The organism is Polycladidibacter stylochi, from assembly GCF_001562055.1.
Lineage (GTDB): Bacteria > Pseudomonadota > Alphaproteobacteria > Rhizobiales > Stappiaceae > Pseudovibrio > Pseudovibrio stylochi.
Window position 1 is genome coordinate 1 of record NZ_LLWE01000022.1, and the last position, 989, is coordinate 989.

Below are 989 nucleotides of genomic sequence, written 5' to 3' on the forward strand. Positions count from 1 at the left end.
GTCTAAGCGCCTTCGCCCAATGGAAAAACGCTGCCATGATTGATGCCTGAGGCATAAGGTGAAAAGCTTCTTCCGGCTCTTTCAAGTTAACGTGACAACGCCCTTGAAATCATTCACCCACAGAATGCGCTACAAAACCGTTCGGATCTAAGACGGGGATAGCTCAAAAAACTAGATACCAAACAATACACGCGGATAGCGTCAATAATTCTACTAAAAGTAGTTTGGGTGAAATAGCCTTTAAGGAACTTCGCCCAGCTTCGCAAAACAATATAGAGATTGCTATAAAAATTCCAAAGAAGGGCCACACCAAGTAATCTTGGTTGAGGTTGTCCGCATAGCTGCGTAATGCTATCGCAAGATATGTACTGGCTAGAAGTCCAACGACCCCAGCCGCAAACACAATTCCTCCTAGTAAGCGAGCCACTACTTCTAGTAAGCGAGCCATTATTTGATGCCCAAGTCTATCAATTGGTTTCCAAGATCAATGCGCCGTTGATGTCCTATAGGACCTGGCGGGTTGTAATGGAAATGCCCAGTGTTAGATCTCATTTGCCCAAACAATGATGGCACAGATGAGATGATTTCTAAGTCGCTCATGCCTGCGGATAGTGGGTCACCTTGATTCGTTAAATTAATTACAGAGACGTTCCTGACGCCATCAGTTGTGTTTAGTCTATCCATCATAGATTGGTTAAGTGGCGCTCCAATTAATACAAGATTATCAACAGTAATTCCTTTCGATGCTTCACCAATCGCTTGGTTTGCCACTACAGCAGTACCCCAAGAGTAACCAATAAGATTGGCGTTGTCACGTAAACTTTGGCACCAGCCTGATGAGATAGCGATTGGCGTATGACGCCATCATCGATTAGCTACAAGCGCCAGTGTTTCCCGTCCGAGATCATTGCTCACGTGGTTTGGCTCTATCATCGCTTCTCTTTGAGCCTGCGCGAGGTTGAAGAGGTGCTGTTTACGCTCTGCATTGC

Annotated in this window: 1 protein-coding gene; it reads right to left on the reverse strand. The window is 45.5% G+C overall.

Annotated elements, in window-relative coordinates:
• Positions 1-447: 447 nt before the first annotated feature.
• Positions 448-771 (reverse strand): hypothetical protein, encoded by a 324-nt coding sequence (locus tag AYK67_RS06375; protein WP_068083930.1) that lies wholly within the window; start codon positions 769-771, stop codon positions 448-450.
• Positions 772-989 lie beyond the last annotated feature (218 nt).